This is a genomic window from Pantoea cypripedii, from assembly GCF_002095535.1.
GTDB classification, from domain to species: Bacteria; Pseudomonadota; Gammaproteobacteria; order Enterobacterales; family Enterobacteriaceae; genus Pantoea; species Pantoea cypripedii.
The window spans coordinates 198,691-224,118 of record NZ_MLJI01000002.1 but is presented as its reverse complement, the minus strand read 5'-3'; the positions used below and the strand labels follow the sequence as shown (position 1 = coordinate 224,118).

30 protein-coding genes and 2 pseudogenes are annotated in these 25,428 nt (G+C 48.7%); 12 read left to right on the top strand and 20 right to left on the bottom strand.

Annotated elements, in window-relative coordinates; all coding sequences use genetic code 11:
- The first annotated feature begins 70 nt into the window (after positions 1–70).
- On the top strand, positions 71–796 hold the full coding sequence (locus HA50_RS22165) for an SDR family oxidoreductase (RefSeq protein ID WP_084879007.1): 726 nt from the start codon (positions 71–73) through the stop codon (positions 794–796).
- A 40-nt stretch (positions 797–836) separates the two neighbouring features.
- Here HA50_RS22165 and HA50_RS22160 read toward each other — a convergent pair whose 3' ends face one another.
- Positions 837–1,946, bottom strand: a complete 1,110-nt coding sequence (locus tag HA50_RS22160; RefSeq protein WP_084879006.1) for an alkene reductase — start codon at positions 1,944–1,946, stop codon at positions 837–839.
- 507 nt (positions 1,947–2,453) lie between these two features.
- Here HA50_RS22160 and HA50_RS22155 point away from each other — a divergent pair.
- Positions 2,454–2,855: an H-NS family histone-like protein gene (locus tag HA50_RS22155; RefSeq protein WP_084879005.1), complete on the top strand. Its 402-nt coding sequence runs from the start codon at positions 2,454–2,456 to the stop codon at positions 2,853–2,855.
- 66 nt (positions 2,856–2,921) lie between these two features.
- On the opposite strand, the gene HA50_RS22150 is transcribed toward HA50_RS22155, so the two are convergent.
- The 3 genes from HA50_RS22150 to HA50_RS22140 are packed head-to-tail and all read right to left on the bottom strand — an operon-like array spanning position 2,922 to position 4,681.
- Complete coding sequence (locus HA50_RS22150) at positions 2,922–3,641, bottom strand: alpha/beta fold hydrolase (protein WP_244193634.1); 720 nt, start codon at positions 3,639–3,641, stop codon at positions 2,922–2,924.
- A gap of 25 nt (positions 3,642–3,666) precedes the next feature.
- Positions 3,667–3,975 carry an AzlD family protein gene (locus tag HA50_RS22145; protein ID WP_084879004.1) on the bottom strand — a complete coding sequence of 103 codons (309 nt, stop codon included), beginning with the start codon at positions 3,973–3,975 and terminating at the stop codon, positions 3,667–3,669.
- Positions 3,965–4,681 (bottom strand): AzlC family ABC transporter permease, encoded by a 717-nt coding sequence (locus HA50_RS22140; protein WP_084879003.1) that lies wholly within the window; start codon positions 4,679–4,681, stop codon positions 3,965–3,967. The genes HA50_RS22145 and HA50_RS22140 overlap by 11 nt, the downstream gene beginning before the upstream one ends.
- 115 nt (positions 4,682–4,796) lie before the next feature.
- On the opposite strand from HA50_RS22140, the gene HA50_RS22135 reads away from it, so the two are divergent.
- A complete protein-coding gene (locus HA50_RS22135; protein ID WP_084879002.1) occupies positions 4,797–5,672 on the top strand; it encodes a LysR family transcriptional regulator in 876 nt (291 codons plus the stop codon).
- A gap of 111 nt (positions 5,673–5,783) precedes the next feature.
- Here the strand turns inward: HA50_RS22135 and HA50_RS22130 are convergent, their stop codons facing one another.
- Entirely contained in the window at positions 5,784–7,748 is a 1,965-nt protein-coding gene (locus HA50_RS22130) for a nuclease-related domain-containing DEAD/DEAH box helicase (protein WP_084879001.1), read from the bottom strand.
- Between the two features lie 438 nt (positions 7,749–8,186).
- Between HA50_RS22130 and HA50_RS22125 the strand changes: the two genes are divergently transcribed.
- Positions 8,187–8,828, top strand: coding sequence for a hypothetical protein (locus HA50_RS22125; RefSeq protein ID WP_084879000.1), 642 nt, complete (start codon positions 8,187–8,189; stop codon positions 8,826–8,828).
- A gap of 381 nt (positions 8,829–9,209) precedes the next feature.
- Positions 9,210–9,350 (top strand): annotated as a pseudogene (locus tag HA50_RS31435) (DUF4225 domain-containing protein); the annotation flags it as partial.
- Positions 9,351–9,367: 17 nt separating this feature from the next.
- Here the strand turns inward: HA50_RS31435 and HA50_RS22120 are convergent.
- The 11 genes and pseudogenes from HA50_RS22120 to nifH form a co-directional block, all read right to left on the bottom strand.
- A complete protein-coding gene (locus HA50_RS22120; protein ID WP_084878999.1) occupies positions 9,368–9,682 on the bottom strand; it encodes a hypothetical protein in 315 nt (104 codons plus the stop codon).
- Positions 9,683–9,818: 136 nt separating this feature from the next.
- Positions 9,819–10,886 carry a sigma 54-interacting transcriptional regulator gene (locus HA50_RS22115; protein WP_084878998.1) on the bottom strand — a complete coding sequence of 356 codons (1,068 nt, stop codon included), beginning with the start codon at positions 10,884–10,886 and terminating at the stop codon, positions 9,819–9,821.
- The gene (locus tag HA50_RS22110) at positions 10,886–12,454 is read right to left on the bottom strand and encodes a sigma-54 interaction domain-containing protein (RefSeq protein ID WP_244193633.1); all 1,569 of its coding nucleotides are present in this window, start codon (positions 12,452–12,454) and stop codon (positions 10,886–10,888) included. Before HA50_RS22110 ends, HA50_RS22115 begins: the two co-directional genes overlap by 1 nt.
- 250 nt (positions 12,455–12,704) lie before the next feature.
- The gene (locus HA50_RS32020; RefSeq protein ID WP_276329376.1) at positions 12,705–12,977 is read right to left on the bottom strand and encodes a Fe-only nitrogenase accessory AnfO family protein; all 273 of its coding nucleotides are present in this window, start codon (positions 12,975–12,977) and stop codon (positions 12,705–12,707) included.
- A 64-nt stretch (positions 12,978–13,041) separates the two neighbouring features.
- Positions 13,042–13,317 (bottom strand): annotated as a pseudogene (locus HA50_RS32185) (Fe-only nitrogenase accessory AnfO family protein); the annotation flags it as partial.
- 14 nt (positions 13,318–13,331) lie between these two features.
- On the bottom strand, positions 13,332–13,826 hold the full coding sequence (locus HA50_RS22100; RefSeq protein ID WP_084878995.1) for a pyridoxamine 5'-phosphate oxidase family protein: 495 nt from the start codon (positions 13,824–13,826) through the stop codon (positions 13,332–13,334).
- Positions 13,826–14,248 carry a hypothetical protein gene (locus tag HA50_RS22095; protein ID WP_084878994.1) on the bottom strand — a complete coding sequence of 141 codons (423 nt, stop codon included), beginning with the start codon at positions 14,246–14,248 and terminating at the stop codon, positions 13,826–13,828. Before HA50_RS22095 ends, HA50_RS22100 begins: the two co-directional genes overlap by 1 nt.
- Before the next feature lie 27 nt (positions 14,249–14,275).
- Entirely contained in the window at positions 14,276–15,664 is a 1,389-nt protein-coding gene (gene anfK / locus HA50_RS22090; protein ID WP_084878993.1) for a Fe-only nitrogenase subunit beta, read from the bottom strand.
- A 13-nt stretch (positions 15,665–15,677) separates the two neighbouring features.
- A complete protein-coding gene (gene anfG, locus HA50_RS22085; RefSeq protein ID WP_084878992.1) occupies positions 15,678–16,022 on the bottom strand; it encodes a Fe-only nitrogenase subunit delta in 345 nt (114 codons plus the stop codon).
- Entirely contained in the window at positions 16,019–17,590 is a 1,572-nt protein-coding gene (gene anfD / locus HA50_RS22080) for a nitrogenase iron-iron protein, alpha chain (protein ID WP_084878991.1), read from the bottom strand. The genes anfG and anfD overlap by 4 nt, the downstream gene beginning before the upstream one ends.
- Positions 17,591–17,649: 59 nt before the next feature.
- Positions 17,650–18,477, bottom strand: a complete 828-nt coding sequence (gene nifH, locus HA50_RS22075) for a nitrogenase iron protein (protein WP_084878990.1) — start codon at positions 18,475–18,477, stop codon at positions 17,650–17,652.
- 637 nt (positions 18,478–19,114) lie between these two features.
- On the opposite strand from nifH, the gene HA50_RS22070 reads away from it, so the two are divergent.
- Positions 19,115–19,330 carry a YdgH/BhsA/McbA-like domain containing protein gene (locus HA50_RS22070; protein WP_084872098.1) on the top strand — a complete coding sequence of 72 codons (216 nt, stop codon included), beginning with the start codon at positions 19,115–19,117 and terminating at the stop codon, positions 19,328–19,330.
- Between the two features lie 126 nt (positions 19,331–19,456).
- On the opposite strand, the gene HA50_RS22065 is transcribed toward HA50_RS22070, so the two are convergent.
- Entirely contained in the window at positions 19,457–19,834 is a 378-nt protein-coding gene (locus HA50_RS22065; RefSeq protein WP_084878989.1) for a DUF1360 domain-containing protein, read from the bottom strand.
- Between the two features lie 153 nt (positions 19,835–19,987).
- Here HA50_RS22065 and HA50_RS22060 point away from each other — a divergent pair, with 153 nt between their 5' ends.
- On the top strand, positions 19,988–20,419 hold the full coding sequence (locus tag HA50_RS22060; protein WP_084878988.1) for an Rrf2 family transcriptional regulator: 432 nt from the start codon (positions 19,988–19,990) through the stop codon (positions 20,417–20,419).
- 64 nt (positions 20,420–20,483) lie between these two features.
- Here HA50_RS22060 and HA50_RS22055 read toward each other — a convergent pair whose 3' ends face one another.
- Both HA50_RS22055 and HA50_RS22050 read right to left on the bottom strand, forming a co-directional pair.
- Positions 20,484–20,699 (bottom strand): YdgH/BhsA/McbA-like domain containing protein, encoded by a 216-nt coding sequence (locus HA50_RS22055; RefSeq protein WP_084878987.1) that lies wholly within the window; start codon positions 20,697–20,699, stop codon positions 20,484–20,486.
- A gap of 138 nt (positions 20,700–20,837) precedes the next feature.
- Positions 20,838–21,047: a YdgH/BhsA/McbA-like domain containing protein gene (locus tag HA50_RS22050; protein ID WP_013508023.1), complete on the bottom strand. Its 210-nt coding sequence runs from the start codon at positions 21,045–21,047 to the stop codon at positions 20,838–20,840.
- Between the two features lie 265 nt (positions 21,048–21,312).
- Here HA50_RS22050 and HA50_RS22045 point away from each other — a divergent pair, with 265 nt between their 5' ends.
- Both HA50_RS22045 and HA50_RS22040 read left to right on the top strand, forming a co-directional pair.
- A complete protein-coding gene (locus tag HA50_RS22045) occupies positions 21,313–21,846 on the top strand; it encodes a P-loop NTPase family protein (RefSeq protein ID WP_084878986.1) in 534 nt (177 codons plus the stop codon).
- A gap of 200 nt (positions 21,847–22,046) precedes the next feature.
- Entirely contained in the window at positions 22,047–22,262 is a 216-nt protein-coding gene (locus HA50_RS22040) for a YdgH/BhsA/McbA-like domain containing protein (protein WP_084878985.1), read from the top strand.
- Positions 22,263–22,339: 77 nt separating this feature from the next.
- On the opposite strand, the gene HA50_RS22035 is transcribed toward HA50_RS22040, so the two are convergent.
- A complete protein-coding gene (locus tag HA50_RS22035; RefSeq protein ID WP_084878984.1) occupies positions 22,340–23,236 on the bottom strand; it encodes a LysR family transcriptional regulator in 897 nt (298 codons plus the stop codon).
- A 183-nt stretch (positions 23,237–23,419) separates the two neighbouring features.
- Between HA50_RS22035 and HA50_RS22030 the strand changes: the two genes are divergently transcribed.
- The 3 genes from HA50_RS22030 to HA50_RS22020 all read left to right on the top strand — a co-directional run bounded on the left by HA50_RS22030 (position 23,420) and on the right by HA50_RS22020 (position 25,412).
- Positions 23,420–24,367 carry an aldo/keto reductase gene (locus tag HA50_RS22030; RefSeq protein WP_084878983.1) on the top strand — a complete coding sequence of 316 codons (948 nt, stop codon included), beginning with the start codon at positions 23,420–23,422 and terminating at the stop codon, positions 24,365–24,367.
- 158 nt (positions 24,368–24,525) lie between these two features.
- Positions 24,526–25,083, top strand: coding sequence for an NAD(P)H-dependent oxidoreductase (locus HA50_RS22025; RefSeq protein WP_084878982.1), 558 nt, complete (start codon positions 24,526–24,528; stop codon positions 25,081–25,083).
- Between the two features lie 32 nt (positions 25,084–25,115).
- Positions 25,116–25,412, top strand: a complete 297-nt coding sequence (locus HA50_RS22020; protein ID WP_084878981.1) for a YciI family protein — start codon at positions 25,116–25,118, stop codon at positions 25,410–25,412.
- Positions 25,413–25,428: the final 16 nt, after the last annotated feature.

Below are 25,428 nucleotides of genomic sequence, written 5' to 3'. Positions count from 1 at the left end.
CCCAGGATCCATTCTTTTTCCGGCGCAGATAACTGCGCCGGTTTTGTCGTGCCATCTACTGGAGGATGATATGAATCCGCAAAGAACGTTTCTCATTACCGGCGCCAGCAAAGGCATCGGTTACGCCTTATCTCAACGCCTGGCAGCAGCAGGGCATACCGTGATTGGCATTGCCCGTCACGCCCCTGAGCGGGATTATCCCGGCCATTTCATCACGCTTGACCTGGCCGATACTCCAGCAGTTCAGCTGAAGATGCGCGACTTAAATGCTGAGTTTACTCTCGACGGAGTCATAAATAACGTTGGCCTGGTGCGGCCACAGTTAATGCCGGATGTGACACCTGACGTACTCGATGAGGTAATGAGGGTTAACTTACATCCCGCGCTGCTGGCGGCTCAGGCTGCCTTGCCGGGAATGCAGGCTCGCGGCTGGGGCAGGATTATCAATATTGCCAGCCTGACTGTACTCGGCGTGCCTCAACGAACGTCATATGCTGCCGCCAAAGCTGCATTAGTCAGCTTTACCCGCAGCTGGGCGCTCGAACTGGCTACGCGGGGCATAACGGTGAATGCCGTCGCACCTGGCCCGACTGAGACGGAGCTGTTCCGTGCCAGCAATGCACCGGGTAGTGAGGGCGAGCAACGCTATCTCGCCAGTGTCCCCATGAAACGCTTCGGGAAACCTGATGAAATTGCTGCTGCTATTCATTTCCTGTTATCAGAGGAGGCGGGGTTTATTACCGGGCAGACGCTGTATGTCGATGGCGGCGCTTCGATAGGGGTATCTCAAATTTAGTGCTCACAGATAAGGGCAGCCATATGGCTGCCCTCATTAGTTATTTCGCATAGGCTGGAAAATCAGTATATCCCCGGGCGTCCCCGCCAAAGAAGGTATCGCGCTGATAATGTGCCAGCGGGTACCCATTCCTGATTCGCACCGGAAGATCAGGGTTCGAGGTAAACAACCTGCCGAACGCAATTAAATCAGCCTCACCCGCATCCAGCATTTTTTCAGCGGCCTCAGGCTTGAAGCCACCTGCTGCGATAATGATACCGTGATAAAACTCCCGTAGCTGACGACTGGCAACGGGTTCAGAGTAACCCGTCTCCCGATCTTCCGGCCCGACAATCCGTGGCTCGATGATGTGCAGATAAGCCAGCCCCGCGTCATTAAGCTTCCCGGCCAGATAACTGAAAGTCGCCGCCGGATCGGTATCGTGCATATCACCATAAATGCCGCTGGGCGAAATGCGCACACCCACCCGCCCCGCTCCCCATACGTCTGTCAGCACTGAAACCACTTCCAGCAGGAAGCGTGCACGGTTTGGCCGGCTCCCGCCCCACGCATCTTGACGGTGGTTACTGCCGTCCAGAAGAAATTGCTCGGGCAGGTATCCGTTCGCTGCATGAAGTTCAACACCGTCGAAACCCGCAGATTTTGCCCTGACCGCGGCAAGACGAAATTCTTCTATGATTTCGTAGATTTCGTGCTCATCCAGCGCACGAGGTTCAGGAAACAATTTTCCCTGATAAGTACCCTCTTCATCTTTACCCACGCCGTAGGTATCGCGCGCCAGCAATGCCGAGGGGGCGACGGGCTGATGTCCCTCTGACAGCTCCGGCAGCGACTGCCGTCCAGGATGCCACAGTTGCAGTACAATCTGGCCACCCTGCGCATGAACGGCAGCAACCACACGTTGCCATCCCACAGCCTGAGCATCATTGAAGATGCCGGGTGCATCGGCATACGCATTGGCGAAAGGTGAAATTGCGGTGGCTTCGGCAATCAACAGTCCACCCTGAGTGGCGCGCTGCCGGTAATACTCAACCATTAAATCACCGGGGATGCCGCCAATATCGGTGCGCATCCGCGTTGCCGGTGCCATCACAACACGATGCTGAAGGCGCAGTTTGCCAGCAGTTATGGGGGTAAATAATGTATTCATTTGTCGCTCTCTCATTGAATGATGAGAAAAGCATAAAGAGATGCGTTAATGCCAGAAACGCTTTCACATGCATAAGCGCTATGCCATTCAGGAATACGCCATAACCATTTAAAAAATTGATCTCATTTATCTGTTTTCGACATTGAGCACTTCAGACCCACAGCAGATTTGGATGAAATGATTTCTCACATAAATTACCTGGCCGATTACAGCCTGGCGAATATGACAACGTCACGCCGGATTCCTGGGACTCTACCCTCTAAAAATTAGAGAAAAACCGAAAGTAAATATTTTTTTGTGCGCTGAGATTAATATTTGTCTGAAAAATCGATGGGTGATCAAAGTTACCGCAGTTGTTAAACAATATTGTCTTGCATAAAAGACACAATTTAACTTCATTTTTATTAACGTTCATGTTTTACTTTTCAGTAATGGTATGTATGTATATACTCTCCTGACGGCTTTATCCTATTTTAAAAATTAACAACCCAGATTTTGGAGATCTCCATGAGTGAGTCACTTAAAGCGTTAAATAATATTCGTACACTGCGCGCCCAGGCACGTGAACTGGCTCTGGCTGATCTGGAAGAAATGCTTGAGAAATTCAGCGTGGTTGTGGCTGAGCGTCGTGAAGAAAGCCATGCTGAAGAAGCGGCTGTTCGTGAGAAAGCAGAAAAGCTGGCCAAATATCGTGAATTACTGCTGGAAGACGGTATTGATCCCAATGAATTACTGGGAGCCTTGCAAGGCGCAGGTAAACCGCGTGCCAAACGTGCACCGCGTCCTGCTAAGTACAAATATACCGATGAAAACGGCCAGGAAAAAAACTGGACTGGTCAGGGACGTACCCCCGCTCCGATTAAAGCTGCCATCGATAGCGGTAAATCACTGGATGACTTCCTGATTTAATTGCGTTTCAGTCTTAATTATTGCTGACAGTTATGTGGGGTTTGCTCTCCACATAACTGTTTTATTTTATACAAACTTCTCCTGATTCGATTCCGATTCCATCAGCCAATGGATAATAGTTTGAGCCAGCTCTTCAGGCTGTTCCAATGGGACCATGTGTCCACTACCGTCAAAGATCTGAAGTGAGGCGTCGGGAATCGCAGCAACTAATTCATTCGCTTCATCCAGGGAGCGAAGACCATCATTGGCACTCGCAATAATCAGTGCCGGACAATGGATGGTTGCTGCCGGAACATCAGTACGGCGTAGTGTTGATTGTTCGACAAATGCCTGGTAACCCAAACGGCATCCCATCTGCTTAATATGAGAAATCAGCCTGGTATCCGATGCATTACGCGGATGCAGTGATTTGGCGATCGATATACGACTCAATCCTTTGAAAGTTGATGCGGAGAGCGCTTGTATGGCTTGCTGTTTTGACTCCATCTGCTGTTCGGTATCTTCGCGCAGGGAACTGGCGATGATCACTAATGATTCCACCCGGTCCGGAAAATCCGCGGCCAGCTGCCTGGCAATATATCCACCCAGCGAGAAACCAATCAGCACGAATTTGGGCGGAAGATGATCGGCAATAGCATGGGCTATTTCCCTGATCGTTTTTCCACCTGTCAGTGATGCGTCAAAGACGGACCATTCTTGCGGCAGATGTTTCCTGAATTCATCCCAGAGTGTCTCATCCAGCATGTAACCGGGTATCAGAACAATTGAGCATGGATAAGTCTTCACTGCGATCCCCATTACGTGAAAATAACTAAAAGTCCCTGATTAAAGCCGCCGCGACGATACCGCAACTGATCGCCGGTAACGGCTTTTTCAGCACCAGCATGATAACTGCGGTAGTCAGCAATGCCATGCGCGCACCGTTATCCCCTGTCACCGCCATCGGTGTAAGGATAGCCACCAGTACAGAACCCGACATGGCCTGGATGAACAACTTAACTCTGTCACCGATCGGCACCAGTGACATAATGTAAACGCCCGCCCAGCGGGTTACCAGGGTGACCAGAGCCATCACCAGAATAATGATTAGCGAACCTGTTCCTGCGGTTTCAATATTCATTTTTGTGCGCCCCTGAGATTATTCCAGCAACACCACCCGCCAGCGCGCCAACAATAACGTGGCTGTTTTCCGGCAGATACCGGTAAGCCATCAGTGATGAGATGGCTGCGACTATCCAGATAAAAAGCATTCTCAGGTTCTTTTCGCCTTCAAACACCATAGCAAGCAGGAAACACCCCATCACCATATCCAGTCCCAGGCGCTTAACATCACCAACGGCATTGCCAAAATAAAGACCGAGCAAAGTACCGAGTATCCAAAAAGCCCAGAGTGCCAGACCACCGCCAAACAAGAGACCGAAGCCAGGCTGCCCTCGGCTGAATGCCTGGATTGACATCGCCCAATTAGCATCAGAAACAACCAGCATCACGCCGTATTTTTTGGCTGACGGTAATACACGCAGCCACGGATATAAGGTGGCTCCCATCAGAAGATGTCGGGCATTAATGGCGAAAACCGTCGCCGCCAGGGTGATTAGCGGAACATGGGATCCCCACAGTTCCAGCACCGCAAACTGGGCGTAACCGGCAAAAACCAGCGTACTCATGGTGGCAGCCGTCTGATTGCTGAGACCTTCCTGCGTGGCAGCCAGACCGAACGCCGCGCCAAACACCATGACAAAAACCGATATGGGTAAAAGCTGTCGGAAGCCCGACCAGACTAATCTCCTGTCCAGCCGATGCATCTCAATATGGGGACTGACCATCTCCTCATCCTTTGTCTTTATGCACTTTCAGCCATGACTATGCCGGGATAGCTTTGTTGAGAAAATCGTATAATTCATGTTTATACTATTTGAATATCGAATAGATGAGGCGGGTATGGCATTTCAGGATCTTCAGGTGGACTGGCTTAAATGCTTTGTTGCGGTGGTGGATGCAGGATCGCTTTCTGCTGCGGCACCGGAAGTTTTTCGCTCCCAGTCGGCAGTCAGTATGCAGCTTAAAAAGCTGGAATCTGCACTGGGTTGCCAGTTACTGCTGCGTGGACCACGCCAATTACAGCTCACGACAGAAGGGCAGAAATTGCTGGGGTATGCACGCCGCATGCTCGATCTGCATGCTGAAACACAGTCGGCATTTCATGGGGAAGACGTTGCCGGCCGTATCCGGCTGGGCGTACCTGATGACTATGCGGCAAAATATCTGACCCCAGCGCTCAAAAAGTTCGCCCTGCATCATGGTTCAGTGGAAATCGAGCTGAGTTGTGAACAATCAACGTCTCTGATTCCTCGCGTTGAGAGTGGGGATCTGGACCTGGCGCTGATTTCACGTGAGTCCCCCAATCAGGGGACGTTATTATTTTACGAACCGATGGTGTGGGTCGGTTCCTCACAATTCGAAGTCTGGCGACGCGATCCCTTGCCAATTGCTGTCTATGAAAGCGCGAGCCTCGCCAGACGCAGTGCCATCAACGCCCTGGCATTGCAGGGGCGTCGCTATAAGGTGGTTTACCATAGCTCCAGCCTGGCCGGACAAATTGCGGCAGTGGAAAGTGGATTGGCCGTCGCGGTGCTGACGCAATGCAGCGCCCCGCCTCACCTGGATATTCTGGGCAGCGATCATATGCTCGGACCGCTAGAACCGATGGAGGTAGCCGTGTTCAGAAGCCGCGCTTCAAAGGGGGCTGAGGCGGTTGATCGATTCTATGACTTGTTGCTCAGGACGCTAAGGATGTCTGAGGCAGCGCAGATGTAGGGGCATCGTAAATCAGCGCCGCTACTGATTGTCAGGGGGTTTTGGACCACCGGAGGCAAACGACGTCCGGAACAAAATGGCTTGTTGACTGGCATATTGATGGCCTGATTTTCAATCCGAATTTATACAGTCGAAAAACCCTGCATATTTTTTATCATTACTTTTATCTAAGATAATAAGATTCTCTACAGATCGAGTGATTGACGTATAGATAATCTCAGGGGTATCTTTATCGTCCATGATATAAAAAACGGTTTTAGATTCCAGTCCCTTAAAGCTGTGTACTGTAGATAGCTTTATAAGCCCACTATTCTGATAAAAATGATTCTTCTTTGCTCTTCTTACTCTTTCAATCTCAGGTTTTATTTCAGAAAACTTATTAAATACATCCCGTAACCCATCCTGAGAAAGCATTTTTAAACGATCGCTATCATAATCCTCTTTGCAAACCTTGAATAGTTCGGCCAGTTCAGCATAAGTTTCAAACATACAGATAGTCTTTTCTGATTCTTTTAATCTCTCATTTAACTTTCGAACCAGGAAAATATTAGAAGACATGATAACGACATCATTAGGATTGAAGTTGTAACTTTTAATATAATCCTTAATTTTTTCAAAGCATTCACTTTCCCAGTCTGACTGGCACGAATGGTATTTTATAATATCAAAATTCATACCAGCCTGAATATTCCCCTGTTCAAATAACTCTGAGTCTGAGTATTTTTCGATTAAATACTTTAGCTGGTAATCTTTAAAAAGTTGGTTCAAAGGTGAGTCCAGGCTGGTTCGGTAGGAGCGCTTTAACTTTTTCCATTCACCAAACCCCTGAGCAATCACAGCGGCTCTTTTGTTATCTCTGTCATAGATATTTTGTGACTCGTCACCAAACAGGACCATCTCGCCGTCTGAATAAAGGAAGTTATCTCTGATAATTTTAACCCATTCACTTTCAAAGTCCTGAACCTCATCGATTAAAATTGTCTGATACTTCTCTACAGTGAAGCCGTTAAATACATCACGCTTATATAGCTCATTAAAACCATATTTCTCAATCAAGTCACTGATATCTTGCGCTGTTTCATTCAGTTGTGAATTGAAAAACTGGTGATAATTTGTCACCGCAAAATTTTGACAGTCTCGATACCCAAGAATGTCACTGATCCGATCTTTTATCATGTTTTTAAGAGTAATATTGAACGTCAAAATCAGGACTGCATCCTCATGGCGGTGATAGGCATTGACGGCACGGTTAGCAATGATTGTGGTTTTTCCGCAGCCAGCCACGCCTTTAATTTTTTCTTTTCCGGGAACACTGATTGTCATTTTTGTCTGACGGTCATCCAAAGGAATTTTTATTCCCTGTTTTAATATATGGTCTCCAGGCATGAGCCGTCTCTTAAAATCATCATAAATGCGTTCATCGAAGAGAATATGAGGTTTAATGCTTGTGATTTTTTTTACGAGATCATTTATTCGGTCGACACCATAAATCATGGACTTATCTCTGGTCAATTTCCTTTTTACCGTTGAGATCTGGTCTGCTTGTTGATTGTATTTCCCATGGGAGATTTCTTTGAGTTTATACTGTTCAGCAAGATGTCTCGAACGCATCACCAATTCACTCTGCGCATGTGAGTATAAATGATCAACATCTGATCTTTCACTTTTGTGCAGATATACATAGGGATGTACTATGCTAAAAAAATTACGATTCTCCAGATATTTAAGACCCAACACAGGCAGATGTAGATTATATAAATTTGATTTATATCTGAACGCTTGCGATTGCGGTGAAGAAATCCGGGACGTCCCTTGCCCAGAACTGACATGCCATTTATTAAAAGCATCCACACTATAATTCCCTGGCGTATAGTCCTTCACTTCGACAATAAAGATAGCTGTGTGTTTTTTCAGAATGATGAAATCTGGTCTGTCACCATCGATAAAGGGATTGAAAAATATTTCGTATGTATCATCCAGATGTTCTGCAAGGTAATTTAGTAAGTGAAGTTCACCGGGAGTGGGTTTAACCTTTAAGCGGAGTATATTTTCTAAAGTTGGATAAAGGATAGACATGCTAACTCTCTCATCATAGCAAATAATAATTTGCAGCGAACTGCATACTCCGGGGAAAAATAAATAACTTTTAAAGGAACTCTGGCTTTAGCTATCATATAAAACCTATAGAAGTGTAATGCCTACTGTCAAGCATTTCTGCCTGCATCTTTCTATGGTAAAACTATGATGTTTCGAAAGTTGTAAGACCTGCTTCTGATTGATCGTGATAACAGGCCTTAATCTATAAACACTCATAATAAAAATCATCACTTAAAACCCATAAAGCCTGTAAAAACATAACTTATGTGTGTATAAAACCGTCTTAAGAACAATGATTCATAAGAAACCCTAAACTTATACTATCGCGAAAATTAAATTTCAGCTTGAGTTAGACCCTGACTTCAACTAACAATCATAGATTGGTCTTTGTGAATGATAAAAAACAAGGAAGCGAACATGAGCATAAGATTTTTCCCCAGTCAGTTGCCTGATTTGTTAGATATAAATAAAGTGTCTGCGGCTGATCTAAAAAGGCACGAGCTATATTTCAGCAGAATAGAAATTTCAGAAACCCTGTTTTCTACTTTAAAGGATTATTACTCCTCTCGTAATTTCTTTTGGAAAGTGTTCGAAAGTGAACATATCGATCACTGCTTTAATAATGTTTATTACGCCGTTGGGTTTACACTCACACAAATCACCAAGTATAAATACAAGAAAAAATTCTATCTTGACCCATTACTAAATCTGACTGATTTTAACAGAAAGATAAAAATGAGTCATATTAAACCAACCGAAGCTGAACTTGCCCGGCTTGATGTGTTATTAATGATTGGTGAAGAATACTATGACATTTATCATTTGCTTTCAGCAATATTTAGAAAATACAGCACCGAAGTCATAGATGCCAGCATATACCAAAATGAAACCCTTTATAAGGAGCTAACAAAGCATGATTACCTTGACCTGGTTTCACTCAAGTATTCCAGGGAACACTATCAACAAGTAAGAGATGCGGAAATAGCAGAAATGCTCAAAAAGGATAAAGAGTTAGAAGATGCATTAAATAACAGTAATGGATGTGAACACAGCGGTTGAATTCAGCTATCTTTCCAACCATTGAGAAAAAGTGGGTCTGAAAGGCCTATCTTGAGTAGCCGCGAATGTTTAGCGGCCAGTTAATGACACAGCGCGACGATGTACCTCTAGCACATCTATCGGATGTGGAAGTTCAACCCACAGCAAGAAAGCGGCGGCGGGAACGGTAACACGCGTACCTGGTGGAAAGCTCGCCTCAATCCTGAAAACGTTCGAAAATGACTTGTATGCTACCGACCCTGTGCCGCTAACATGTTCGATAAATGATCCTGGTTACGTACCCGTATTGAGTAGGCTGTCTTTTAAACCGTAAGTGTGATTTACACATGAATATAATGGATTATTATCTTATGGACGATAAAACATACAGGGAGTGTGAAAATGGACGCTGCATTACTTGCGATGATGCGCTCAAATGGCCGTAACCAGGCATGGGCCGAAACTATGGTCAATCTGGAGGCAAGAAAGCTGGTTGAAACCGCTAATGTAATATCCGGATTTCATCTGCACGACAGTCTCACGACCGACCAGCAAAGTCATTAACTCCTGTTGGCTCTCCGGTATCGCCATGACTTATAAGACAACACGGGCGGTTGGATAAAAACGGCAACCGCTATGCCACAAAGCAGTGCAATACCCCCAGAAAAAATGGTCTCGCTGGAGCCAAACAGCAGCAGAAAAATAAACACGGCAATACAGCACAGGACAACACTCATAGCGATGATGAAACGCCTGGACAAATCTTGAATGGCGTCAGCAAGAGTTCCGCCATAGCTTTCCAGGTTATTTTTGACTTTCCGCAGGTCTGCAGGGCTGAAGCCTGAACGCAGCAGGGCATCTTCGCTAACTCTCATTGCCTTTCATCCTTAAAATGCTCTGGGAAACGCGTCATATATACCAGAGTGTGGCCCGATTATCGACCCTATGGTGGCTCATCTCTCGGTTCCCTGGCTTCAACACCCTACTGTCCCACCAGCGATAGGTCGCACCCTAAAACTTACGGACCTCTATATTTAGCTTCTGCAATGCGTAGTAGAGCTGGCGCGGGGTGATATTCAATAACCGCGCCGCCTTCGCTTTTACCCAACCACTTTTTTCCAGTGCAGCAATAAAGCGGTGACGGATTTCGTTATCGACATCGTTACCGCTCAGCGACGCAGAGGGGGCCAGCTGTACCTGTGCCGGGGCTGCGCAGGGATCCCAGGGTGGCGCAGGCACTTGCTTAGCCGGGCGGGTAGTGTAGTGGTCGATGCGCAAATTAAGTTGCTTGCGTAAACACTGCCCACTGATACAAGGCAGGTGCATGATGGTCTCGCTTTCCCGGTGCAACACCGCGTATTCGAGACAGTTTTCCAGATCGCGCATATTGCCCGGCCACTGGCACAGCCAAAGCGGTGACAGCGCGTCTTCTGTCAGCGTCACCTGCGTCTGATTACGCTGATTAAAGCGACGCAAAAAATCCGCCACCAATGCCGGGATATCTTCACGCCGTTCACGTAAAGCGGGAAGCGCAATCGTGGCAACATGCAGGCGATAGTAAAGTTCTGGCAGGAATTGGCCCTCAGCAACCCGCTGTTCCAGATTGCATTCACTGGCACACACCAGACGGCTTTCGCCACAGTGGAGCCGTTGATCGGTGGGTGAAAAAAAGGGTTTCTGTTGGAGTAGTTGCAACAACAGCTGTTGCAGGCGCAGCGAGAAGCGGCCAATTTCACTGAAAAACAAGGTCCCCTGACGCGCCAGCGTTAAGGCTCCAGCCGCTTGTGGCGCGCGATGCTGATCGCCTAACAGCAAAAACAGCACCTCATCTTCCTGCACATGATCGCAACTGAGTTTGATAAATGGCCCCTCATGCAGCGGCGAGCCGCCATGAATGGCGCGTGCAACGGTATCCTTCCCGGTTCCCGGCTCTCCGCGCAACAAAACCGGCGTTTGCATGGGGGCATATTGCCGGATACGGGCCAAAACCTGCTGCATTGCCGCGGAGGTGGCAATGATCGGGCGAGCCTGCCCATCTTTACCTTTACGTCCCTGCGGCTTCTGTATCGGAGCCATCATCACACCCTGCCGCGATAAGATTTGTAGTTGAGCTGATATTTATCCAGCCTCAGTCCCAGCGCTCGCCGGGTGATATTCAGATGTGCCGCAGCGCGGGAAACGTTGCCCTGGAAGGTCGTCATCGCATCCACAATCAGGTCATATTCCACCTGAGCCAGACGCGCTTCCAGCCCCTCCTGCTCGGTAAGATGCTCAATGATCGGCTGCAGATTAATCGGCAAATGGTAGCTGTGAATAATGCCTTCATCTGCTAATAACACTGCCCGTTCCATGACATTCTCCAGCTCGCGAACATTCCCCGGCCATTCGTAATTAAGCAGCATATTCAATGCCGGTGTCGCGATGGCGGGGAGATCCACGCCCTGTTCACGGGAAAAGCAGGCATTGAAGTAATCCGCCAGAATCAGGATATCGTTGCCACGTTCGCGCAGCGGGGGAATGGTGATAGGAAACACGTTTAGTCGATAATAGAGATCTTCCCGAAATGTTCCCTGTACCACCATTTCATGAAGATCGCGGTGCGTTGCGGCAAGAATGCGCACATTCACGCGTAAGGTCTCGTTGCTGCCTACCCGTTCAAAACTTCGTTCCTGTATGACCCGCAGCAGCTTGGATTGCGCAGAAGGAGATAACTCCCCGATTTCATCGAGAAAAATGGTACCGCCATCCGCTTCTTCAAAACGCCCGGCACGACGCGAGATGGCGCCGGTAAATGCGCCCTTCTCGTGGCCGAACAGCTCAGATTCAATCACACTCTCCGGCAGTGAGGCGCAGTTAAACTTGATGAATGGCCCTCCGGCACAGGGGCTGTTTTGATGAATGGCCGTCGCAACGCGCTCCTTGCCTACGCCGCTCTCCCCCAGAATCAGCACCGTGGTGCGCGCATGGCTCACCTTCGCCATCATTCGGTACACGGACTGCATCGCCCGCGAGTTACCGATGATGTTATCCGGTTTGAACTGGCCATTAGCCAGCAGCGAACTGTGTGCCTGGGTGATTTTCTGGTGCGCACGTTCCAGCAGATGCAATTCAACCGCCTGAGCAATAATGGCAGCAATCACGCGCAGGACTTCCAAATCAAGAAAACGCAGCTGGGTATTGTTGTATATCCGCTCAATACCGATCGTACCCATGACTTTTGAGCCACGAATGATCGGCACGCAGATAAAGGAGTGTTGCCCATCGCGTTGCTTATCCCAACTGCCGGTGCGATTTAAAAACAGCGGATCGTCAGCAATATGCGACACAATAATCGGCTGGCGGGTCTCAATGACTTTGCCGGTGACCCCTTCCCCCAGCGCATACACGCCCTTCTCTGCCTCCTCGGGTGATAACCCGTAGCTTTCATGGATATAAATCTGATCGTTGCTGGCATCGTATAAAGTGATCATGCCCCGAATCACCTGCATGTGTTTTTGCATCAATTCCAGCACGAGCTTTAACGTGCGCGATAAGCTTCCACCGGCGCTTACCACGTTGCTCACTTCCGACAACAGCGGCATTAATTCGGAGCGACATTCTCCCAGACGACAACTGAATGACAGCACTGGCGGCAACCTGCTATTCATAGCAAGGCCTCTTTTCTCATGGCGCATCACGTTTCTCCCGGTAAATCCGACATCAGGCACAAGGGCGAGCAGCGGCAAGGTATGCGGCAAACTGCATCACCGCATTGGCCGGATGGTGCAAAATCAGCGCCATGTCAGATAAAAAACCGCGATACATAACGGTTTGATAAATAATCATAAAAAATAATAACGCGTTCCACCTGAGCGCAAACGTTGTTCCTTTTGGAACAGTGATGTTGTATTTCGTACGTCAGGGAACCTTTTTGCTGACCACCACCTGCAAATTGCCATCAGGCGCACGGCCGCTGACCACAGACAGTTGATACTCAGCGAGACGATCGAACCATTTCGGTACATGATCGCAGCGGATTTCCAGGCGCGTGAAACTTTCCTGTTGCATCAGCGGCACCAGCAGTTGTTTTGAGGTATGACTGCCGCCACAGCGCAAAGCAGCAATCAGATCGACTTGAAATTCCCCCGGCAGCGGTCCCGCATGAACAAACGCCTGAGGCAACTGTGCCAACGGTTCCGGGGGCGCTGGCAGCTGCTGTGCAATGAGGTTTAGCGCAGCCTCCCTCGGGAGGTCCCGCAGATTGCCACATGGTGAGTCCCGAGCCATCAAACCAGGCGAGTAGCGCGCCGTGGATCTCACGGGCAATAAAATGGCGACACTCCGGCATCAGCGCCAGCATTGCCAGCGTGTGCTGCCGGATCTCCGCCAGCGATGTCGTCCCGGCAAGGGTAAACGGGATCTGCCGACAAACTTGCCAGTGCTGGTTTTCGCGAGTGTACAGCATCACCGTACCCGGTTCGGTTAGCGCTGCGATCAAACCCTGCTCATTGAGAAAAACAGCAATCTTCATGGTCTCCCCCGGATTCAGTAGCCGTGTTGTTTACCTTTCAGCGACGTAATATCGATGCGGATGACCTGCGTCGCTGTCAGGTTAGCGGCTGGGAAAGTGAAGGTTTTATCGCTAAAACGCGCCATCAGCCGGTGCAGCATGGTCACTTTTTCGCTGTCATCATCGACAAAATGGGTTTTACCCAGACCAATTACCGTGCGATGCCGCGCCTCAAAATTACATGCCAGCGGATCCTCAATGATTCCGCCATAGCTGGAGACGGCAAAACAGATATTGGCGTTACGCTTCATCATGTCGATCTTGCTGCCGCTACGGGCCGAGTGAAACCATAGCGCCGTGCCATCCCAGACATAAAACACCGGCAGCAAAAACGGCATATCCTCGCAGGCCAGGGCGATATACATCACACGCCCCTCCTGCAAAATGGCATCGATCTGCGCCGGTTCGGTAATCTCCCGCTCATCGCGTCGCATTGCACCGTGCGGATGGGCTAATGGTGTGCTGCTCATCACTGCGTCCTCCTGGTAGCATCGTGCCGTTCGCGATTAATCAGCGCATCCAACTCATCGCATACTGCCAGAATGCGAAGTTTGTCATTTTCATCCGGCGTACCGTGGTGGTAGTCATCCACTGAGCAGATACCAAAAATCGTATCCAGTGCCAGAATGTTGCTGCGCAGCGTCTCGCTAAAGGTGCTTTTTTCCTCTGCGCTGGCCAGCAGGCTGCGGTAGTTGTGGTTAAACGGCATCTCACCATGCAACGAACAAAGCGCGATCAGGTAGCACTCCACCGCGATGGCGGCGACGTTGAACACCAGGCTGGGCGAGCGGGACTGCTGCACCAACAACCGGGCGCGGCGATGGTAGCCAAACGCATGTTCGTAACAACGGGTAAAGCGTTGCTCATCACTTTCGAACAATAACTGAGTCATAGCGTTATCCTGTGATTAGAAGCCGGGTTACCAGACATTCAGGATCCACTCTTTGTTTTTCTTGTATTCCATATCGGTAAACAGGGTGTTCGCCATCTGCTCCGCCAGCCAAATCGCCCCGGCATAGCCCACCACCGGATGCCGGTAATGCCCGGCGCGGTCATAGGTGGGGAAACCAACACGCACCATCGGAATTTGGTTATCAATCGCGGTAAAGCGCCCTTTGGAATGACCGAGGATCAAATCCAGCGCCAGCTCACCGTCAGTAATACGCTTTTCCATCTCCCACAGGTCGGCGTTGGTGATGATTTCCATCCTGTAATCCACCTGTTGTTGCAGCGCCTGAATGCGCGGATCACTTTTATAGGTGGCGTTATCGTCCCCCAGCAGCAGCAACACCGGTTTCATTTCCAGATCGAGACAAAACTCCGCCAGCCCCACCACCAGGTCCGGGTTGCCATAAATTGCGACCTTTTTATCGGCAAGGAACATATGGACCAGGTCGGTCAGCGCATCCAGCGCAATACCACGCTCACGCACCAGTGACGGTGGGATCGGCTTACCGGTTAACTTTTTCAGGTTATGCAGGAAGGTATCAGTATTGCGGATGCCAATAGGTGTGGGCCCGATCATCGCCGGGACCTGGAAGGCTTCTTCCAGATAGCGCGCCGCTTTCGCCCCTTCATAACGATTAAGGGCAAGGGTCGCGCTGGCGTTGGCGGTATCGACCAGATCAGCAATGGTGGTGTTACCGTGCGACACCGTATTGCCGGACGGCATCAGCGGTGAGTCGAAATCTTCGATTTCAAATAACACCGTGGCATCAATATCCATGGCCTGCAACAGGTGCTTCAGCGCCGTCACATCGCCAGGATTCACCCATCCGGTGATCAGATTAATTTTGCCGTTGGGCTCCCCTTTGCGCGCAAAATATTTGACGATATCGCGCACCGCCACATCGTAGCCACTGATCATACTGCCGACAAAACTCGGGGTGTGGATTGGGATCAGGTGCACTTCGCGCCCGGCATACTTCTCCTGCAACAATCCTTCGTTGAGTTTGCGGACCACACCGTCAACGTCATCACCGATGACCTCAGTCGAGCAGGTGGTGATGATCGGGATAACCTTAACGTGGGGATAGCGCATCAGCAGCACATCGACCGCCTGTTCCACGCGATCCAATGCACCAAACACCGCCCCGTCTTCATGTACCGACGACGACGCAATTTCAAAACTCTCTTTCAGATGCTGGGAAATCAGCAGGCGTACAAACATCACGCAACCCTGACCGCCATGGACAATACCGATACAATCTTTGATGCCGATACTGACGTACTGCGCACCAGCGGGCTGGCAGGTAAAGATGGGGTTGATCACCCCAGTGCGGTCTTTCGCTTTCAATTCACAAGACATGGTCAACCCCCCTTTAGTAACGCTTATCCGTCAGTTCGGCATTCAGCGAACCGGTGATTGTCAGGTAATCAAGGCGCTGGTGCAGCGCCGTCATTAATGTCGTTATCGCTTCGTGGCTCATCGCCTGCAGCCACGAAAAACGGGTACGGTACGCATCGGCGAGCACCACCGCATCCACCCAGTAGCAGCGATCGGCAGGTGTGCCCAACTCAACCGGCTCATCACAGAGCAGCTGCTGTGTTTTGCCCAAAATTCCGGCGTTCTGTTTTTCCCGATCCCAGTTACGGGAGTGAAACTGCCACAGGCAATGTTTCATGATGTAATCCACCATCAGTTCCACCTGTTCATCCTGTGTCATACCGCCTCCTGTTGGTTCGGTGCCGCGCCGGAAAAATCGGGATACTCACGCTCGCGTAATTTGCTGACGCTGTCGTAGCCGCCGGTATATTCGCGCCAGCTGTCGTGGTGACGTATCTCGTCGCTCAGGCTGACATCTGACAACATGCGGGCAGTGGCAAACCCCTGCCCGGTGGGAATTTCATCCTTGCTGATATCCAGTTTCGCCAGTTGATGAATGGGGGAATAGATGGCGTTATAGATATCGCGTGCAAAGCGCACCCAGCCTTCAAACCCTTTGTAGGGCCCGTTGTGGTAAGCATGGGCATTGAGATAGGGCACGCGGATTTTTTTCGCCACTTCGCCCGGCCGTTTACCGGTGAAAATGACATCCGGTTTGAGTTTGTACATGGCTTCCAGCGACTCCAGCTCATTGGGATCGTCGATTGCCAGCGCACCGGCTTCACAACGGGCAATGCCCTTCTCCATATCCCCCTGATGACCGAACTTGGTGTAAACCGACACCACTTCGACCCCCATTTCCGCGTGTATGACGTGTGCCCAGTGCCACAGCTTGGAGCCCCCCGGCCATAAACAGACTTTCTTGCCTTTCAGCCGCGCTTTGTACCAATCCAGCTCAGGTTTCCAGCGGGCTACCTCCTCGTCGATAATCGCCTGGGCGCGGTCTTCAATACCGAAGAACAGGCCAATTTTGCGCAGGGAATCCGCCAGCGGATCAAAGCCAAAACCGTCAATATCCAGACGTGGAATGCCATAGCGCACGCGCAATTCGTTGCAGATATATTCCGCTGAACGGGCGCACTCCAGTACATTCAAATGTGCTTTGTGCATCGCACGCAGATCGTCATAGGAACCGTTGCCGGTAAAGGTGGACAACACCTGGATTCCCATCCGTTTGAAATAATCGACCATCACTTCCTGATCGCCCTGGATATTATATTCACCGACATAATTGATGACGTAATCGCTGGTGATCGTTGGTTCCACCGTACCAACTTTTTGGTTCACCCAGGCAATATTGATTTTGTGGTGTCCACCGGACTGGCTTGGACCAGCAAAGCCCGGTGAATTACAGACGAAAATATCAACGTCAGGACGTTCATCCATCACTTCCTGCGCAATGGCAGCAATATCATCACCAATCAGGGCAGAGGCGCAGGTCTGATAAATGGTCATGCGTTTGATATTGGGATGCGCATCAAATGCTTCGTTAATATTATTCTTCAAAACCTTCTCCGCACCGAATACGATGTGTTTCTCTTTCATGTCGGTGGCAAAGGTATACTTCAGTTGAAAGTTATCGTTATCGCTGATATAACGTTTCGTCTGCCAGGTGTCATAAGTACAACCGACCGGACCATGACTGATATGAATAACATCCTTCATCGGCGTACCGATAACGTGTTTTGCACCACAATAGGCACATCCCCGTTCAGAAATGGTTCCCGGAATGGTATTTAAATACCCCAATGGCAGTGCAGAGGTGATATCTTCATCCGGGCCTTTAACGACCGCATGTTGTTTTCGTTCCGGAATGCATTTACTGCATTCAAACTCATGATAAGGCATAGTGAATCCCTCTTCCGGGAGTGCTGATAAATATATCGATCAGGGTTAATGGACGGGCATCAATCCATAAAACCGTATTTGACGACCATTTTTTCCAGTTGATCCATCGTCAGGGGTCGCGGGATGACCAGATCTTCATTCTCGATAATCTTGCGCCCTAACTCCCGGTACTCCTGCGCCTGGTTGGCATTTGGGTCGAATTCGGTCACGGTTTTCTTGTTGAATTCCGCCTTCTGCACGATGTTGTCACGCGGTACAAAGTGGAGCATTTTGGTGCCAATGGCGGCGGTAAACTCTTCCAGAAATTCCTTCTCACCGTCCACATTGCGGCTATTACAGATAATGCCACCTAAGCGTACACCGCTTTGTTTGGCATATTTCACCAGCCCTTTACAGATATTATTCGCCGCATAAATCGCCATCATTTCGCCCGACGCCACGATATATACTTCCTGCGCTTTACCGTCGCGAATCGGCATGGCGAACCCGCCACATACCACATCACCCAGCACATCAAAGAAAATAAAATCGAGATCGTCGGTATAGGCTTTATTATCCTCCATCAAATCAATCGCGGTAATGACGCCACGACCGGCACAACCGACGCCGGGTTCCGGACCGCCTGATTCAACGCAACGAATATTAAATACGCCGGTTTTCACCACCATTTCATTGGTGATTTTTTCGGCCCCTTGATCGCGCAGTACATCCATCAATGTTTCCTGCGGTTTACCACCGAGAATCAGGCGGGTGGAATCTGCTTTTGGGTCACAACCATGAATAAATACTTTTTTACCGTGGAACCAGGCAAGTGCGGCGGCGGTATTCTGCGTCGTCGTCGATTTACCGATCCCTCCCTTTCCATATATAGCCAGTTTGCGTGTCATGATGCTTCCTCTTGATAAACAAGGTTTAGAAAAGCCCGTTTAGTTTGTACAAGAGGGAAATGCAAAGCCGAGGCCAGATTTAAATCAGAGGTAGTTTGTTGTTGTAGGTGTCTTATATTTATTGGTTTAATTATTTTTTACGCAGGTGGAGAGAAATAATCGGCTGACGGGAAACGTACATCGGCGAACATTCCGGTGAAAAAAGATACGTGAGGGTTAAATAATGCAAAAAAAACCGTCAGACGTGCCACTTCGTCCTCCCGATGTTTATATCGGCTGAATCAACACTCAAAATTTAAGAACCCCTGGCCCCTGCCTGAGAGGGGTACGTCGATGGATTTGAGTGATGTCGTGGAGATTATATTAGTGTTTGTTGTAACTAAGTAACCGGTAAATCCTTCATATCCTGATGCTCTGCCAAAACTTCCTGATGTGTTAACCGTCTACGCAGTCCAGGCAACTTTCATGATGGCAAGCCACCCCCGCGATGATGTCCATTGGTCTTGCCTATCACCGTGATAGTTAGCACGATCACAATACCAGCATTTATTGTTAATTTGCTAATGGTTACTATAGTTATCATTATTCCCATCGAAAGCAATCATGCTTTCAACCATACAAACCAAGGAATAAGACCATGAAAACTATCAAAGCAATGACCATCGCCGCCGCAGCCGCTCTTTCTCTGATGTCAGCAGCAAGCTTCGCTCAGAGCATTTCTGTTACCGCCGATACTCTGGACGGTGCCGAAGCGCAGGTTGCCGCTCAGGCTGCACAGCATGGCGATCAGTATAAAATTACCGAAGCGAACACCAATAACCGTGTTCACATGACCGCAGAACTGTACAAATAACAGATGGTCGCATAAAAGAAGTGCCGGAAGAGGCCGCCCCCAGGGGCGGCCTTTTTCATATCTGCCCTTTCTGAAAGCCTCTCACACGCACCGGATTTTATCCGCCACAAGAGCGAATTGACGCCTTTACTTATGTGAGTTCAGCGTTTGTTGCGCTTCATGTTTCATCACATGAGTGCGAACAGCAGCCTGAAAAACTTTAAACAATAACCCATTGATAAATGTAGTGACTGTCAGCACGACAAAAGCGGTCACCAGCCAGTCGACCAGACCGATGTCACTATGCAAAAGTGCAGGTCGATAGAACAACATTCCCGCCGCGACCATCCAGTGGCTCATGCAATAAAAACAACTAAAAAGATGCCCCAGCATGCCATTTTTCCGTGCTGTCCATGCCCGTAGCGGTGCAAAAAGTTCGGTTTGGGTAATTGTCATCGACAGACTGGCAGATGCCAGGGCAATCATCATGCAGATTGAGAGATTTGAAGATAATTCGGGAGTCATTACGGGTTCCTTTTACATCGACGGGTTCTATTTTTTCCGCGAACATCACGCTGCGGCCCTTTCATGTGACTTATAAAATCACATGATATTTGCCGTTGTCAATCTCATGTAACATTGTAAGATACATGAATGTAATCGGAGAGAAGAATTGAAATGCGTCAGGACAACAAGCTTTCCCGGACACTGCACGTTTTACTGCACATGGCATGTCACGACAAAGTGTATACCTCGGAACAAATCGCCCTGATGCTTGGAACGAACAGCGCTGTGGTCAGGCGTACTCTGGCTGGGTTACGCGATGCGGGTTTTGTCTCTGCGGTAAAAGGCCACCACGGTGGCTGGCGTATTGCCGGTGATCTCAAGGGTATCAGCTTGCTTGATATCTATCGTGCGGTGGGCGCTAAGCATCTTTTTGCCATCGGCGGAGGGGATGAAAACCCGGAATGCGCTGTTGAAGCTTCGGTTAATCAGGCGCTGGGCAATGTGCTGGATGAGGCTGAACAACTACTCCTCGCTCGTTTTTCTGAAATCAGTCTTGAAGACCTGAGAGTAGGTTTCAAACGTCATTGTCCTGAAGACCTGTAGTCAAAAATACGAAAAAGGCCACCTTGCGGCGACCTTTTCCGGCACTTCCCTGTACGACCATCCGTTATTTGTACAGTTCTGCGGTCATGTGAACACGGTTATTGGTGTTCGCTTCAGTAATTTTGTACTGCGCGCCCTGCTGTGCTGCCTGAGCGGCGATTTTTGCTTCCGCACCGTCCAGAGTTGAGGAGGTGACGGAGATGCTCTGAGCAAAGCTGCCAAATGACATCAGTGAAAGAGCAGCGACAGCGGCGATGGACATTGCTTTGATAGTTTTCATGGTCTTAATCCTTAATTTGTTTGGGTGGAAGGCTGTGTGCCTTCGATGGAAGTAATAATAACCATAGTTATTGTTTCATGATTGATAATTAGTGCGATCACTGTGATCTGGCTAATCATTACTTCCCGCGTAGTTCGATTATTTAGTCAGTTCAGCTGACAGGTAAGCACCGTTATCGACGCGTGCACCGGTGATTTTGTAAGAGGCACCGGCCTGTTTAGCCTGAGCAGCGATTTTGGCTTCTGCGCCATCGAGGGTTGAAGCGGAAGCGGTGATGCTCTGTGCGAAGCTGCCGAAAGAAACCAGTGACAGGGCCGCAACTGCAACGAAAGTTTTGATAGATTTCATGGTCAATTCCTCAGAGATAGTTTTTAGTGGGTGGGGTGTTGTGCCCCGATGTGAGAGAGAATAGACCTGTGGAGCGGAGAGTAAAAGCTGAGGGATTTGCTGAAATGATTCAAAAAATATGAATGAAAATCAATTGCGAAAGCAGGCAGCGTGCTTTATTAATTCAACCCCGCTCTTCCTCATGTCCTTGCGCCGTTGAGGACGACCTGACGACAGCACGCGTAACTTACTCAGAAAAACATAGGGAATTGCCTGAGGTTAACCAATGAACACAATCATTCCATTAGAAGCGCTCGGCCCACGCATATGCATTATGGGGCCATCAAACAGCGGAAAGTCTACGCTTGCTGAGGCAATAGCACGCAAAACATCCTTGCCCGCGATTCACCTTGATAGGCTTTATCACATGCCTGATTCAAACTGGGTACCGCGAGACACTGCAGAGTTTCTACGCCTGCATTCTGATGCAGTCAGTCAGGAAAAATGGGTTATGGATGGTAACTACAAAAAATGTATTCCGGAGCGACTCGAACGCGCGACGGGCTTTATCCTGCTTGATTTGCCAACCCATATTAGCCTGCTGCGCTACATCCGCAGATGTTACTCAGCAAATCCGAGAGTAGGTGGTCTTAAAATTGGCAGGGAACATATCAAATGGGACATGATAAAACACATCACCTTAGTCACTCCGGGAAATCGAAAAAGCTACAAAATCATGTACGAACAGATCCCGCTGCCAAAGCTGTTACTGGCGACGCCAGAAAACGTTAACGAATATTTTAAGCACTGGAAGCTATAAATATGTTGTGGAAAGTCTGAACGGAATTTTCCTGCATGGCATCCAGCCTTGATGCTGCCAATCGGCATCGCCTATCACCGAAATAGTTAGCATGTTAACAATTGCAGCATTTATTGATAATATTGTAATAGTCACCTTAGTTATCATTATTCCCATCGGAGGCACACAGTCTCCCACCCAAATAACCTAAGGAAATGACCATGAAAACTATCAAAGCAATGTCTATCGCCGCTGTCGCTGCTCTCTCACTGATGTCATTCGGTAGCTTCGCTCAGACCGTTACTGCTTCTGACTTAACTCTGGATGGCGCTGAAGCGCAAATCGCTGCTCAGGCTGCACAACAGGGCGCACATTATAAAATCACCGAAGCCAGCAACAATAACTTCGTGCATATGACTGCTGAACTGTACAAATAACAGCGAATCGTTAGAAGAAGTATCAGAGGAGGTCGCCCTGGGGCGGCCTTTTTTTGTTTGGAAGCTGACTCCTCACCTCAATGCATTTTCTTTAAGAGAAAATCGACCAGCACTTTGATTCTTTTTGTTTTCCCTGCGCTTTTCAGGTAATACAAATACACGGGCGGATAGGTTCTCCAGAAAGGTTTCATCACCGGCACGAATTTTTCTTTATCAGAGAGCAGTTCATATACGGGTTCGAAAATTCTGCCAATCCCGAGGCCATTACGTATTCCATCAGCCATAACATCAATATCGTTGCTCATTAACTGAAACGGCATTTCCACCGTTAATTGCTCACCCTTTTCTTCCAGAATCAACGGCAGAATACGGTTATTGGTGATAAACCGATAACCTATCAATTTATGCTGCTGAAGATCTGCAGGAGCCTGCGGCATACCATATTCCTTAAGATATGCGTCCGAAGCGTACAAACCTTCACGGAAAGGTTTCATCAACTGGCGGGCAACCACGCCCCCATCAAGGATGTCGCCAAATCGAATCCCCAAATCATACTTCTCATCAATGATGTTGATCGTTCCGTCATACACGGATATCTCAAGCTGTATTTCTGGATAACACTGGCAGAACTCAGCCATAAAGGGTTTGAGAATAAGCACATACGCAAATCGTGAGAGGGTGATTCGTACCAGTCCGGATGGCACCTGATTGAGGTCCCGGACATTTTCCAGCGCGGTTTCCAGTGATTCGACGGCCTGTGACGTCTGCTGCAATAGCTGCTGGCCCGCATCGGTCAATTCGATGCGGCGGGTGGTCCGAATAAACAACGGATGCCCCGTATATTGTTCCAGCAACTTTAATGCCTTACTTACCGATGGCGGCGTGATGCCCAACTTCCTCGCCGCTGCGGAAATGCTGCCCTCGCGGGCAATGCTCTGGAAAATACGTATCTGGCTATAAATCACGTTGTTCATTACTTCATCCTGATGCAATGCACCTGACCATTATTAACTGCAGGCTAAAAATCTTTGAGTCAAGGATGACCTAATCTTATGGGAAAAGCGAATTTATACTTCCCGTGACTAACCAATTAGTGTTCTCAACATCATGACTTTGAATTTTCCGGACACTCTTCTTATCAGAATGAGAATAGCGAAATGAAACCATTACCAAAAATTGCGTTAGGTACCTGGTCCTGGGGCACGGGATTTGCCGGAGGCGATACCGTATTTGGCAACCACCTGACTGACGATCAAATGAAAGTCGTCTTTGAAGCAGCGATGCAGGAAGGGTTGAATTTATGGGATACCGCCGCCGTATACGGCATGGGCAGTTCGGAGGATGCGCTGGGGAAACTCGTACGCCAATATCCGCGTGAGCAACTCGTATTATCGACAAAATTCACCCCGCAGATTGCGGATCAGCAGGCAATAAATCCCGTCGAAGATATGCTGAACAAAAGCCTGACGCGCCTTGGCGTAGCGGATATCGACATTTACTGGATTCATAATCCATCAGATGTTGAAAAATGGACTCCCGGGCTTATTCCGCTACTGAAAAGTGGCAAGATCCAACGCGTTGGTGTATCCAACCACAGTCTGGCACAAATCATGCGCGCTAATGACATCCTTAAGACAGCGGGATTTGCCGTGTCTGCTGTACAAAATCATTACAGCTTGCTTTATCGTTCATCTGAAGATGCGGGAATTCTTGATTACTGCAACCAGAATGGCATTACCTTCTTTTCCTACATGGTGCTGGAACAGGGTGCCCTGAGTGGCCGGTACAATACCCTCAACCCTATGCCTTCCGGTAGCGGTCGTGCTGAGACCTACAACAAGATATTGCCGCAGCTGGAAAAATTAACCGCGGCAATGCAGGCCATCGGCGAAACCCGGGCAGCAAATGCTGCACAGGTAGCAATAGCCTGGGCAATTTCTAAAGGCACATTGCCAATCATCGGCGCAACCAAAGTCCATCATGTCCTCGACGCAGCAAAAGCCGCATCACTCCATCTGACTGCCGATGAGGTCTCCACGCTTGAGCAGCTTGCGGTTGCCACCGGCGTCGATACGCGTGGCTCGTGGGAAAAACCGATGATTTAACGCTCTTATTCCACCCGACGGGTGTTAAAGACGCCGGTTTAAGTAGAAAGACTATTAGCCAGTGGCTAATAGTCTTTAAGCTATTGATGCCCTAAAAAACACAACACACCCGGCCTATACTGGACACCATTCAACCAACTCATTGTTAAGAATCGAAAATGCAAAATGTGTTAATTATTTCCGGTCACCCGGACCTGGCGCAGTCTGTCGGGAATGCCACCATCCTGAAAGAAGTTGCCGGTGCCCTGCCCGGAGTGGAAATTCGCTATCTGGATGCACTTTATCCGGGTTATCAGATTAATGTCGCTGCAGAACAAGCTGCGCTGTTAAAAGCAGATGTGATCGTCTGGCAATTTCCTTTTTCCTGGTATTCAGTTCCCGGATTAATGAAGTTATGGATTGATCAGGTATTTCTTCACGGTTTTGCCCATGGTTCAACGGCACAGCTTAATGGTAAAAAACTCATCCTGTCATTTACCACGGGAGCTCCGCAGTCACTGTATTCACCTGAAGGTTTTTTCGGACATGATCTTGAGGATTATTTAATTCAGTTCAAAACTACGGCCGCGTTGTGCAATCTTGAGCTGCAAGCTCCCATTTATACCTGTGGCATCAGTTACGCTGGCCGTGACGAAGCTAAAACGGCTGGGCAGATGATTGTTGCAAAAGAACATGCCTCGCGTTTGATTAGCACCATCAAAAGCATGGCTGCCTGAATTAATAAACATCCATTAAATGGTGGAATAAAATGTACATCATCAATATAACCGTTAATGCAGAGATCAGTGCAGAACAGCACGAAAGTCTTTTTCCGCAACACGCCGCCTGGTTTAAAAAATATTTCGATGCAGGCAAGTTCGTTATGATCGGCCCTTATGCTGATCGGGAACGTGCGGGTATTATCATTGCCAGCACTGAAAGCCACAGTGAGCTAGAGACTATTCTCAGCGAGGATTCTTATTATCCCGATCTGGCCAATTATGAAATCCGTGAGTTTATCCCAAAAATGATTTCATCCGATCTTGAGAAATTTCAGCTAGCGTAACGAAAGAAATGTCGGG

Coding starts and splice junctions, on each gene's coding strand:
- HA50_RS22050 (WP_013508023.1), bottom strand. CDS start 21,047: ATGAAATCTATCAAAACTTTCGTTGCAGTTGCGGCCCTGTCACTGGTT.
- HA50_RS22155 (WP_084879005.1), top strand. CDS start 2,454: ATGAGTGAGTCACTTAAAGCGTTAAATAATATTCGTACACTGCGCGCC.
- HA50_RS22160 (WP_084879006.1), bottom strand. CDS start 1,946: ATGAATACATTATTTACCCCCATAACTGCTGGCAAACTGCGCCTTCAG.
- HA50_RS22095 (WP_084878994.1), bottom strand. CDS start 14,248: ATGACTCAGTTATTGTTCGAAAGTGATGAGCAACGCTTTACCCGTTGT.
- nifH (WP_084878990.1), bottom strand. CDS start 18,477: ATGACACGCAAACTGGCTATATATGGAAAGGGAGGGATCGGTAAATCG.
- HA50_RS22035 (WP_084878984.1), bottom strand. CDS start 23,236: ATGAACAACGTGATTTATAGCCAGATACGTATTTTCCAGAGCATTGCC.
- anfK (WP_084878993.1), bottom strand. CDS start 15,664: ATGTCTTGTGAATTGAAAGCGAAAGACCGCACTGGGGTGATCAACCCC.
- HA50_RS22065 (WP_084878989.1), bottom strand. CDS start 19,834: ATGACTCCCGAATTATCTTCAAATCTCTCAATCTGCATGATGATTGCC.
- HA50_RS22140 (WP_084879003.1), bottom strand. CDS start 4,681: ATGGTCAGTCCCCATATTGAGATGCATCGGCTGGACAGGAGATTAGTC.
- HA50_RS22135 (WP_084879002.1), top strand. CDS start 4,797: ATGGCATTTCAGGATCTTCAGGTGGACTGGCTTAAATGCTTTGTTGCG.
- HA50_RS22030 (WP_084878983.1), top strand. CDS start 23,420: ATGAAACCATTACCAAAAATTGCGTTAGGTACCTGGTCCTGGGGCACG.
- HA50_RS22115 (WP_084878998.1), bottom strand. CDS start 10,886: ATGATGGCTCCGATACAGAAGCCGCAGGGACGTAAAGGTAAAGATGGG.
- HA50_RS22100 (WP_084878995.1), bottom strand. CDS start 13,826: ATGAGCAGCACACCATTAGCCCATCCGCACGGTGCAATGCGACGCGAT.
- HA50_RS22130 (WP_084879001.1), bottom strand. CDS start 7,748: ATGTCTATCCTTTATCCAACTTTAGAAAATATACTCCGCTTAAAGGTT.
- anfD (WP_084878991.1), bottom strand. CDS start 17,590: ATGCCTTATCATGAGTTTGAATGCAGTAAATGCATTCCGGAACGAAAA.
- HA50_RS22060 (WP_084878988.1), top strand. CDS start 19,988: ATGCGTCAGGACAACAAGCTTTCCCGGACACTGCACGTTTTACTGCAC.
- HA50_RS22145 (WP_084879004.1), bottom strand. CDS start 3,975: ATGAATATTGAAACCGCAGGAACAGGTTCGCTAATCATTATTCTGGTG.
- HA50_RS22070 (WP_084872098.1), top strand. CDS start 19,115: ATGAAAACTATCAAAGCAATGACCATCGCCGCCGCAGCCGCTCTTTCT.
- HA50_RS22020 (WP_084878981.1), top strand. CDS start 25,116: ATGTACATCATCAATATAACCGTTAATGCAGAGATCAGTGCAGAACAG.
- HA50_RS22055 (WP_084878987.1), bottom strand. CDS start 20,699: ATGAAAACTATCAAAGCAATGTCCATCGCCGCTGTCGCTGCTCTTTCA.
- HA50_RS22040 (WP_084878985.1), top strand. CDS start 22,047: ATGAAAACTATCAAAGCAATGTCTATCGCCGCTGTCGCTGCTCTCTCA.
- HA50_RS22125 (WP_084879000.1), top strand. CDS start 8,187: ATGAGCATAAGATTTTTCCCCAGTCAGTTGCCTGATTTGTTAGATATA.
- HA50_RS22045 (WP_084878986.1), top strand. CDS start 21,313: ATGAACACAATCATTCCATTAGAAGCGCTCGGCCCACGCATATGCATT.
- HA50_RS22110 (WP_244193633.1), bottom strand. CDS start 12,454: ATGAATAGCAGGTTGCCGCCAGTGCTGTCATTCAGTTGTCGTCTGGGA.
- anfG (WP_084878992.1), bottom strand. CDS start 16,022: ATGACACAGGATGAACAGGTGGAACTGATGGTGGATTACATCATGAAA.
- HA50_RS22120 (WP_084878999.1), bottom strand. CDS start 9,682: ATGAGAGTTAGCGAAGATGCCCTGCTGCGTTCAGGCTTCAGCCCTGCA.
- HA50_RS22025 (WP_084878982.1), top strand. CDS start 24,526: ATGCAAAATGTGTTAATTATTTCCGGTCACCCGGACCTGGCGCAGTCT.
- HA50_RS22165 (WP_084879007.1), top strand. CDS start 71: ATGAATCCGCAAAGAACGTTTCTCATTACCGGCGCCAGCAAAGGCATC.